Source organism: Mycolicibacterium tusciae (genome assembly GCF_002086795.1).
Lineage (GTDB): Bacteria > Actinomycetota > Actinomycetes > Mycobacteriales > Mycobacteriaceae > Mycobacterium > Mycobacterium tusciae.
In genome coordinates this window covers 25,386-35,359 of sequence record NZ_MVIM01000028.1, presented here as the reverse complement: position 1 = coordinate 35,359, position 9,974 = coordinate 25,386, and the positions used below count along the sequence as shown (strand labels likewise).

Sequence of the window (9,974 nt, the reverse complement as noted above, 5' to 3'; positions counted from 1 at the left end):
TCCAGGACCGCACCCCACAGCAGGCATACCTGAACCCAATTACCCAAGAAAACCTGCCAACTTCTTGACTCAAGACATCGCCCCGACGACAAATCAGGCCGCCGAGCACATCGCATTAAGGAAACGCCAAGACTGATCCGTCAGCTTGGGAATCGGTAAGAAAGGAGAACTCAGATGATCGTCACCGTGACACCCACCTACGAAGACGACGACCACATCATTCGATCGGAGAACTAGCGTTTCAGGTTCGCATACCAGTCGAGCAGGTCCGGATCGTCGACGGCGGTGCGCTCCACGACCTTCGCCGCGTCAGCGCCTGCGAACAGTTTCTTGATCGGCACCTCGAGCTTCTTCCCGGTGCGCGTATGCGGCACCCCGGGAGCCTCGATGATCTCGTCGGGCACATGCCGCGGGGAAACCTCGTCGCGGATGGCCTTCTTGATCCGCTCACGCAGATCATCGGTCAGCTCAGCGCCGTCGGCCAGCACGACGAACAACGGCATCCAATACCCGCCGTCCTCCTGCTCACACCCGATCACCAACGCCTCGGCGATCTCCGGCAGGCGCTCCACCGACTGGTAGATGTCAGCACTGCCCATCCGGATCCCGTGCCGGTTCAGCGTCGAGTCTGATCGCCCGTGCACGATGACGCTGCCGTGATCGGTGATCGTGATCCAGTCACCATGGCGCCACACGCCGGGAAACATCTCGAAATAAGCACTGCGATAACGTGATCCGCCGTCGTCGTTCCAGAAGCAGATCGGCATCGACGGCATCGGCTTCGTGATGACCAACTCGCCGACCTCACCGCGCACGGAGTTACCCGACTCATCCCACGCGTCCAGCGCGCAACCGAGGAACGGGGCCGACAGCTCCCCTGGCCACACCGGCACGGTGCGCACACCGCCGATAAAGGCCGAGACCACGTCCGTGCCGCCACTGATCGAAGCGACCTGGACATGTTCACCGACGTTGTCGCGCAACCACAGTGAGGACGACGGTGGCAACGACGATCCGGTGATGCCGACCGTCCGCAGCGCCGTTAGGTCATGCTCTTTGCGCGGAACAGCGCCCGCCTTGGCGCATCCGAGCACATAGCCGGGACTGGTTCCCAAGACGGTCGCCCGCAGTCGCGCCGCGATGTCCCACAGCGCATCCGGCCGGGGCGAGTTCGGACTTCCCGAATAGCAGACGATTGTCGCACCCACCAGCAGCCCGGCGATCTGGAAGTTCCACATCATCCAGCTCGGGCTGGTGTACCAGAAGAAGGTGTCGTCTGGCCCGATATCCGACTGCAGGGCAACAGCTTTCAAATGCTCCAGCACGACGCCACCGTGCCCGTGGACGATTCCCTTGGGCTTACCCGTCGTGCCGGACGAATACAGGATCCACAGCGGATGGTCGAAGCCGACGGGCACCGTCGTGAGCTCGCCGCCGGTCGCGGTGAGCTCAGATGCCAGCACAGTCTCTTTCAGCGTCGGCAGTCCCTCGCGCAGGGCTTCGACATCCTCACGCTTGTCGTAGTGCTTTCCGCCGAAGTCGTATCCCTCGGCCGTCACCAACACCACGGGCTCGAGCTGACCCAGCCGATCCAGCGCGGCCTTCGCCGAATAATCCTGGCCGCAGGCGCTCCAGATCGCCCCGACGCTCGCCGTCGCCAGGAAGGCGATGACGGCTTCGGGGATGTTGGGCAGGTATCCCGCGACCCGATCGCCCACGCCGACACCGAGCGAGCGCAGCCTTTCCGCGAATACAGCTGTGCGCCCAAGCAATTCGGCCCAGGAGACTTCGATGTCAGTGCCGTTCTCGGCGACATGGATGATCGCGGCTCGGTCGGTGCGCGCGTTGCGGATGACCTGGTCGACATAGTTCAGCGTGACGCCCGGAAACCATTGCGCGCCCGGCATCGTGTCGTTCTCGAGGACCTTCTCGCCGCGCTGCCCGAGCTCGAAGTAGTCCCACAAAGTCGCCCAGAACGCGGGGGGCTCGTCCACCGACCACTGCCACAACGATTGGTAGTCGGTGGTCGTCACGCCGGTGCGATCAGCCACGAAGCGCGCGAAGTCGGTCACTCGGGCTGTGGCGGCGTCCTCGGCCGTCGGCACCCATTGCGGTGCGGCATCGGTCATCGCGCGCTCCAGCCCCCGTCCATGGTGTAGGACGCACCCGTCACCATTCCCGCGGTCGGCGACGCCAGCCAGCCCACCAATGCCGCTACTTCCTCGGGTTCCACCAGACGTTTGATGGCGCTCTCCTTCAGGAGGATGTCGGTGACCACCTTATCCTCCGGGATGCCGTGCACCTTGGCCTGATCGGCGATCTGCTTGGTCACCAGTGGGGTTCGCACATATCCCGGGTTCACGCAGTTGCTCGTCACGCCGTGCGCCGCACCCTCGAGCGCAGTCACCTTCGAAAGGCCCTCGAGACCGTGCTTGGCCGTGACGTAGGCGACCTTGTACTCCGATGCCCTTATCCCGTGCACCGAGGAGATGTTGATGATCCGGCCGAAGTTCTGCCGATACATGTGCGGGAGCGCGGCGCGGATGAGCAGGAACGGCGATTCCACCATCAGCGTCATCAGGTGGCGGAATCGGTCAGGCGCGAATTCGGGGATCGGGCTGACGTGCTGAACACCGGCATTGTTGACCAGGATGTCGACTTCGAGCCGCAGATCTTCGAGCACCGATACATCAGAAAGGTCTGCGGGCCATGCCTTTCCGCCGATATCGTCGGCCACGGCCTTGGCGCCGATGTCGTCGCGATCGGCCACGGTGACCACGGCACCGCGGGCGGCCAGCTCCCGCGCGCACGCCTCGCCGATGCCGCTCGCACCGCCGGTCACCAGCGCGGTGCGTCCCGCAAGCTCGGTCATACGGCCCCGGCCTTGGCGAGCTCTTCGCGATCGGCGACGTCGATGGTCTCCAGGTCGAGGCCGTTCGTCTCACGCATCACGAGCACTGCGATCAGCGTGACCACCGAGGCGGCTGCCAGGTAGATCGCGATCGGCACCCAGGAGTCGTAGATCTCCAGCAGCTTCACGGCGATGATCGGCGCGAGCGATCCCGCAACGATGGAGGTGACCTGATAGCCAAGCGACACACCGGAATAACGCATCCGCGTCGGGAACATCTCGGCCATGATCGCGGGCTGCGGTGCGTACATCAGCGCATGGATGATCAGTCCGATGACGATGGCGGCGATGATGAGCAGATAGTTGGCGGTGTCCATCATCGGGAATGCGAAGAACCCCCACGTCGCCGCCAGGATCGTGCCGACGAGGTAGACGGGTCTGCGGCCGTACCGATCGGCCAGTTTGCCCACGAACGGGATCACCAGGAAGTGCGCCGCGTGCGCGACGAGCATGTACCGCAGGATCGCGTTGGTGTCGACACCGACCTGCACCTTGAGATACGTGATCGAGACGATGACGACGAGGTAGTACATGATGTTCTCGGCGAATCGCAGGCCCATGGCCGTGAACACACCGCGCGGGTACCGCTTGAGTACCTCGACCACGCCGTAGGAGACGGCCTTGACGCGCTCCACCTCCTGCTGTGCCTCGAGGAATATGGGCGCATCGCTGACCTTCGTCCGGATGTAATAGCCGATCAGCACCACCACTGCCGACAGCCAGAAAGCGACTCGCCAGCCCCAGGACAGGAACGCCTCTTCCGACAGGGTCGCGGTCAGCACCCACAGCACGACCGTCGCGAGCATGTTGCCCACAGGTACCGCGGCCTGCGGCCAACTGGCCCAGAAGGCCCTGCTCCGGTTCGGGCTGTGTTCGGCCACCAGCAGCACGGCGCCACCCCACTCGCCGCCGACGGCGAACCCCTGCAGGAACCGCAGCACCACTAGCAGCGTCGGGGCCCAGATGCCGATCTGGGCGTACGTCGGCAGGCAGCCCATCAGGAACGTGACGACACCGACGAGCAGGATGGCGAACTGCAGCAGCTTCTTGCGCCCGAACTTGTCCCCGAAATGCCCGAACACCACGCCGCCCAATGGGCGGGCGACGAAGCCGACCGCGTAGGTCAAGAACGCCGCGAAGATGGCGCCGTAGGCGCTGTCACTCTCCGGGAAGAAGACCTTGTTGAAGACGAGCGTGGCCGCGGTGCCGTAGAGGAAGAACTCGTACCACTCGACGACGGTGCCGGCCATCGAGGCGGCGACCACCCGTTTGAGGCCCGTCGGAGCGGAGGTCCCGTCACCTCCGGTGGCTTTCGGGTCGTTGTGAATCGTCATCGAACGCTCCTCGATTGTGATGCAACGCACAGATCTCTGTGAGTATTCATGCAGGTACCCCTACCTGCAATGGTCAAAACTGCAGGAGTTATCTGCAAAAATGCAGATATGGCTGGGTTCTCTCGTTCATCGGGTCGTCAGCCCAGCGCCGACGACCTTCTCGTGTTGCTGGCTGTCGGACGGTCGGGTCGCTACAACATCGCCGCGGAGGAGCTCGGCCTCAACCACACCACGATCTCGCGCCGCATCAACGCGTTGGAACGATCAGTCGGCGGCCGGGTGCTGGCCAGGGTCGCCGGCGGTTGGGAGCTGACGGATCTCGGGCGCGAGGCACTGTCGGCCGCCGAAGCCGTCGAGTCGGCAGTGCGTTCGCTGTCCGTCAACACCGGCGGCCAGCGCGCGCTCGAAGGCGTGGTCCGCATATCGGCGACCGACGGCTTCTCCGCCTACATCGCCGCACCCGCCGCCGCCCAGGTGCAACGCAACCACCCGAATGTCGCGGTGGAGATCGTCGCCGCGACCCGGCGCGCCACCCAACAACGTTCCGGCCTGGACGTTGAAGTGGTGGTCGGGGAGCCGAAAGTACACCGCGCCAAGGCGATCCGACTCGGCGACTACTGTCTTGGCCTCTACGGTGCACGTGATTACCTGGCCGACAACGGAACACCGGCGAGCATCGCGGACCTCGCCCGCTATCCGCTGGTGTACTTCATCGACTCGATGCTTCAGGTCGACGACCTCGACGTCGCCACGAGCTTCGCGCCGGCCATGCGCGAATCTGTGACGTCCACCAACGTGTTCGTGCACGTCGAGGCGACGCGGGCGGCGGCGGGCATCGGTCTGCTGCCGTGCTTCATGGCCGACCGGCACGACGATCTGGTGCGAGTGCTGCCGGACGAGGTGGCGGTTCGACTGACGTACTGGCTCGTCACGCGTGCCGAGACGTTGCGCAGACCGGAGGTCGCAGCCGTCGTCGATGCGATCCAGCAGCGGATGACCGAACAAGCCGACGTGCTGCTCGGCGTGGACTAACTCCGCGTTGATGGCTATCCAGACCGCGCCCGACCTGCATCTACGTAGGAACTACGTAGGATAGTAATGCAACTGCTCCGACGAACGACGGGACAATACCTATGCGGCGGGTCTGGTGGACGACAGCGACCGTGATGACCATCGTGGCGCTCGTCGTGGGGCTCGGCGCATGCAGCAGTTCGTCGCCGTCGCCACAGCCGCAGGCGATCATCGACAAGGGCACGCCATACGGTGATCTGTTGATCCCGAAATTGCAGACGTCGGTCACCGACGGCGCCGTCGGGGTTGCCGTCGAATCGCCTGTCACGGTGAGCGCCGAAGACGGCGTCCTTGGTCCGGTGACCCTCGTCAACGACGCGGGCCGGACGGTCAAGGGGGAACTGAGTCCCGACGGTCTCATCTGGCGCTCGGCCGAGCCGCTGGGTTACAACAAGCAGTACACCCTGACCGCTGAAGCGTTGGGTCTCGGTGGGGCGACGCAGAGCAACGCGACGTTCGAAACTCACTCGCCCCGAAATCTGACGATGCCTTACGTCTTCCCCAAGGACGGTGAAGTGGTGGGTGTCGGTCAACCGGTCGCGGTGCGGTTCGACGAGAACATTCCCGACCGATTCGCCGCGCAGCAGGCGATCACCGTGAAGACGGATCCCCCGGTCGAGGGCGCCTTCTACTGGGTGAACAGTCGCGAAGTCCGCTGGCGCCCAGCCGAATACTGGAAGCCCGGGACGAGGGTCGATATCAGCGTCAAGACCTACGGTGTCGACCTGGGCGACGGACTCTTCGGCCAGGACGACGTGACGAGTCACTTCATCATCGGTGACGAGGTCATCGCGACCGCCGATGACAGCACCAAGACGATGACGGTGCGCGTCAACGGCGAAGTCGTGAAGACGATGCCGATCTCCATGGGCAAGAACGCAACTCCGACCGACAACGGCACCTACATCATCGGCGACCGCTACTACTTCCTCGTCATGGACTCGTCGACGTACGGTGTTCCGGTCAATTCACCCGACGGATACCGCACCGAGGTCAACTGGGCGACCCAGATGTCCTACAGCGGAATCTATGTCCATTCGGCGCCGTGGTCCGTCGGTAGCCAGGGCCGCTCGAACGTCAGCCACGGCTGCCTGAACGTCAGCCCGCAGAACGCCGAGTGGTTCTACGAGAGCACCAAACGCGGCGACATCGTCGAGGTCGTCAACACCGTCGGGTCCACGTTGTCCGGCGTCGACGGACTCGGCGACTGGAACATCCCCTGGGAGCAGTGGAAGGCCGGAAACGCCGGGGTGTAATCGTCGATCAGCGCTAGCGTCGAGGTATGCCGTTCATCGACCATCCGACGGGCCGCGCGTATTACCGGCACTGGGCCGCCCCCGAGCCGCGCGCCGCGGTCGTCTTCCTGCACGGCTTCGGCGAACACACCGGGGTCTACCACCGCTACGGGTTCGCACTCAACGCCGCGGGCATCGACCTGTGGGCGGTCGACCAGTTCGGCCACGGCCTCAGCCCGGGCGACCGCGGCGATTTCGGTTCGATCGAATACAGCTCCGACCTGGCCGACACCCTCACCGAACTGGCAGAAGGTGAGCGACCTGGCGTGCCGCTGATCGCGCAGGGCCATTCGTTCGGTTCCATCGTGACCCTGTTCCGGTTGCTGGACCAACCCGACCGCTACCGGGCCGGAGTCATCTCCGGCGCTCCCCTGGTGCCGATCCCCGAACTGCTCGACACCGACACGGCGTTCGACCTCGAGCCCGGCTGGCTCTCGGCGGACCCCTTCTACGTCGATTCGCTGGAGAACGACCCGCTGGCGTTCGTCGGCGCCGACGGGACGTCGCTCGCCCGAGAACTCGACAGGGCCTGGGACCGGTTCGGCGGAGATCTGCCGAAGCTTTCGGTGCCGACGTTGGCGGTGCACGGCGTCAACGACCCGATAGCGCCGGTCGGCGCCGTCCGCGCCTATGCCGAGCAGATTGCGCCGCTGCAGCTCACCGAGTTCCCAGCCGGCCGCCACGACATTCTCAACGAGACGGTCCACCGTGAGGTGGCTCGGACAATCGTCGAATTCATCGAGACGGTGGGGCTAGGCTCGTCGTGATGATCAAGAAGGCAGTCCTCGCGGCCGTCGCCATCTGTGGCGCGACGGTGGCGTTCGCCGTCCCGGCCGCCGCACAGCCCGGACGCCCTCCGTGCGACCTTGCGCTCACCTTCATCTGCAACATCATCCCGACGGCGCCCGAACTCGATCACAACGTCGACCTGTCGACGCAGGTGCCGGTAGATCCGAACGCCCCGGACCCCGAACTGATGCCGCCGCTCGACCCCTGCTCGGCGGGCTGTATCTAGAGCCAGGTGTCGTCGGTGGTGGCGGTGAGAAACGCCTCGAGATCGTCGCGCCAATGCGCCGGGCTGTTCTTGTCCGGCTCGATTCCGGTGTACTGGCCCTTGTAGAACAACAGCGGGCGCGGCTTCTTGTGCGGCACGTCCGACAGCGTGTGCACCGCGCCGAACACCACGAGGTGATCGCCGCCGTCGTGCACCGAATGCACCGTGCAGTCGACGTGCGCCAGCGTGTCCTTGATGACGGGCGACCCGAGTTTCGATAGATGCCAGTCGATTTCGGCGAACTTGTCGGGCTCCTTGGAGCCGAAGCGTGCCGAGACGTCTTTCTGTTTCTCATGCAGCACGTTGACGCAGAAGCGCCCGCTGGCCTCGATGGCCTTCCAGGATCGCGACACCTTCGTCGGGCAGAACAGCACCAGCGGAGGATCCAGCGACAGCGCGGCGAACGACTGGCACGCGAACCCGACGGGCTGCCCGTCATGCACGGTGGTGATCACGGTGATGCCGGTGCAGAACTGCCCCAGCACATTTCGGAATGTGCGGGGATCGATGGGCTCACCCACTACTTGAAACCGATGCTGAAATCGTGGCCCCACAGGCTGACGGCGGTGCTCTCCCTGGCAACCCAGTCGTCGTCGGTGACCTGCAGGCCTTCGCAACCGAATTCGACGTCGAACCCGCCGGGTGTCTTCATGTAGAACGAGAGCATCTTGTCGTTGACGTGACGGCCCAGGGTGGCCGACATCGGGACCTTGCGGCGGAGCGCGCGGTCAAGGCACAGCCCGACGTCGTCGGCCTCGCCGACCTCGACCATCAAATGCACGATTCCGCTTGGTGTCTCACCGGGCATGAAGGCGAGGCTGTGGTGGCGCGGGTTGACGCCGAGGAAACGCAGCCACGCCGGCGCACCATCGGCGGGCCTGCCGACGAGCTGCGGGGGCAGCTTCATCGAGTCGCGCAGGAAGAAGCCGAGCACGTCGCGATAGAAGTGCAGTGTCTCCGCGTCGTCGCGCGTGGTGAGCACCACGTGACCGAGACCCTGCTCCTCGGTGATGAACTTGTGGCCGTACGGGCTGACGACGCGGCGGTGTTCCAGCGCGACCCCGTGGAAGACCTCAAGCGTGTTGCCCGACGGATCGTCGAACGTGATCATCTCGTCGACGCGGCGCTCGGCGAGTTCGGCGGCCGATGCCTCTTTGTAGGGCGTGCCCTGGATGTCGAGGCGGTTGCGAATCTCTTGCAGCGCCGCGGCATTCGCGGTTTCCCAACCGGACTGCAACAGGCGGTCATGCTCGCCGGGGACGATGACCAACCGCGCCGGGAACTCGTCCATCCGCAGGTACAGTGCGCCCTCGGTCTGACCGGATCCCTCAACCATGCCGAGCACCTTCAGGCCGTACTCGCGCCACGCCCCGACGTCGGTTGATTCGATGCGTAGATAACCCAATGACTTGATGCTCATGAGCCACCCCCGAGAAAATCGATAGTCAGCTTGTTGAACTCGTCGAACTTTTCCACCTGCGCCCAGTGCCCGCACTGTCCGAAGACGTGCAACTGGACCTTCGGGATCTGCTTGAGCGCCACCAGCGCCCCGTCGAGCGGGTTCACCCGGTCTTCGCGGCCCCAGATCAGCAGCACCCGCTGGCGCAGCTTGTACACCTCGCGCCACATCATGCCGAGCTCGAAGTCCGCACCCGCGAACGACTTACCCATCGCGCGGGCGGCGGCCAGCGATTCGGGCTGACTCGCGATCTCGAACCTCTCGTCGATCAGCTCGGGCGTGACGAGGTTCTGGTCGAAGACCATGATGCGCAGAAACTTCTCCATGTTCTCGCGCGTCGGCTCGGCGGTGAACTTGCCGAGCAACCGCACACCCTCGGTGGGGTCCGGTGCGAACAGGTTCACCGACAAGCCGCCGGGGCCCATCAGTACCAGCCGGCCGGCGCGCCTGCCGTTGTCGAGCGCGAACCGCACCGCGGTCCCACCGCCGAGCGAGTTGCCGACCAGGTCGGCACTCTCGATCCCGAGATGGTCGAACAGGTTCAGCAGCGCGATGGCGCTGTAGCGGTTGTACTGCTCGTGCTCGGTGTGCTTGTCCGAGTGTCCATATCCCGGCTGGTCGACGGCGAGCACGTGGAAATGACGGGCCAGCACCGCGATGTTGCGACCGAAGTTCGACCAGCTCGACGCGCCCGGTCCACCGCCGTGCAGCAGCACGACCGTCTTCTCGTTGCCGACACCCGCCTCGTGGTAGTGCAGGCGCATGTCATCGCGAACCTGCGCGTAGCGCGAGGTCGACTCGAACGTGATCTCTTGCTGCTGCGCAGCTTCGGCAGCGAAGGAGGTCATCA

At 64.7% G+C, this 9,974-nt stretch carries 10 protein-coding genes; 4 read left to right on the top strand and 6 right to left on the bottom strand.

Features of this window, described 5'->3' with window-relative positions:
- Positions 1-233: 233 nt before the first annotated feature.
- From BST47_RS28790 to BST47_RS28780, 3 genes are read right to left on the bottom strand one after another with little or no spacing between them, the layout of a single operon-like run.
- Positions 234-2,129 (bottom strand): acetoacetate--CoA ligase, encoded by a 1,896-nt coding sequence (locus tag BST47_RS28790; protein ID WP_083129188.1) that lies wholly within the window; start codon positions 2,127-2,129, stop codon positions 234-236.
- Positions 2,126-2,872 (bottom strand): 3-hydroxybutyrate dehydrogenase, encoded by a 747-nt coding sequence (locus BST47_RS28785; protein WP_083129187.1) that lies wholly within the window; start codon positions 2,870-2,872, stop codon positions 2,126-2,128. Before BST47_RS28785 ends, BST47_RS28790 begins: the two co-directional genes overlap by 4 nt.
- The gene (locus tag BST47_RS28780) at positions 2,869-4,245 is read right to left on the bottom strand and encodes an MFS transporter (protein ID WP_083129186.1); all 1,377 of its coding nucleotides are present in this window, start codon (positions 4,243-4,245) and stop codon (positions 2,869-2,871) included. The genes BST47_RS28785 and BST47_RS28780 overlap by 4 nt, the downstream gene beginning before the upstream one ends.
- Before the next feature lie 108 nt (positions 4,246-4,353).
- Between BST47_RS28780 and BST47_RS28775 the strand changes: the two genes are divergently transcribed.
- The 4 genes from BST47_RS28775 (at position 4,354) to BST47_RS28760 (ending at position 7,626) form a co-directional block, all read left to right on the top strand.
- Positions 4,354-5,277 carry a LysR family transcriptional regulator gene (locus tag BST47_RS28775; RefSeq protein ID WP_207568722.1) on the top strand — a complete coding sequence of 308 codons (924 nt, stop codon included), beginning with the start codon at positions 4,354-4,356 and terminating at the stop codon, positions 5,275-5,277.
- A 101-nt stretch (positions 5,278-5,378) separates the two neighbouring features.
- The gene (locus BST47_RS28770) at positions 5,379-6,572 is read left to right on the top strand and encodes a L,D-transpeptidase (RefSeq protein ID WP_083129184.1); all 1,194 of its coding nucleotides are present in this window, start codon (positions 5,379-5,381) and stop codon (positions 6,570-6,572) included.
- 26 nt (positions 6,573-6,598) lie between these two features.
- Positions 6,599-7,378, top strand: coding sequence for an alpha/beta fold hydrolase (locus BST47_RS28765; protein ID WP_083129183.1), 780 nt, complete (start codon positions 6,599-6,601; stop codon positions 7,376-7,378).
- The gene (locus tag BST47_RS28760; protein WP_083129182.1) at positions 7,378-7,626 is read left to right on the top strand and encodes a fibronectin-binding protein; all 249 of its coding nucleotides are present in this window, start codon (positions 7,378-7,380) and stop codon (positions 7,624-7,626) included. The genes BST47_RS28765 and BST47_RS28760 overlap by 1 nt, the downstream gene beginning before the upstream one ends.
- Here BST47_RS28760 and hsaB read toward each other — a convergent pair.
- From hsaB to hsaD, 3 genes are read right to left on the bottom strand one after another with little or no spacing between them, the layout of a single operon-like run.
- Positions 7,623-8,186 carry a 3-hydroxy-9,10-secoandrosta-1,3,5(10)-triene-9,17-dione monooxygenase reductase subunit gene (gene hsaB / locus BST47_RS28755; protein ID WP_083129181.1) on the bottom strand — a complete coding sequence of 188 codons (564 nt, stop codon included), beginning with the start codon at positions 8,184-8,186 and terminating at the stop codon, positions 7,623-7,625. The genes BST47_RS28760 and hsaB overlap by 4 nt on opposite strands.
- The gene (gene hsaC, locus BST47_RS28750) at positions 8,186-9,085 is read right to left on the bottom strand and encodes an iron-dependent extradiol dioxygenase HsaC (protein WP_083129180.1); all 900 of its coding nucleotides are present in this window, start codon (positions 9,083-9,085) and stop codon (positions 8,186-8,188) included. The genes hsaB and hsaC overlap by 1 nt, the downstream gene beginning before the upstream one ends.
- Positions 9,082-9,972, bottom strand: a complete 891-nt coding sequence (gene hsaD, locus BST47_RS28745; protein ID WP_083129179.1) for a 4,5:9,10-diseco-3-hydroxy-5,9,17-trioxoandrosta-1(10),2-diene-4-oate hydrolase — start codon at positions 9,970-9,972, stop codon at positions 9,082-9,084. The genes hsaC and hsaD overlap by 4 nt, the downstream gene beginning before the upstream one ends.
- Positions 9,973-9,974: the final 2 nt, after the last annotated feature.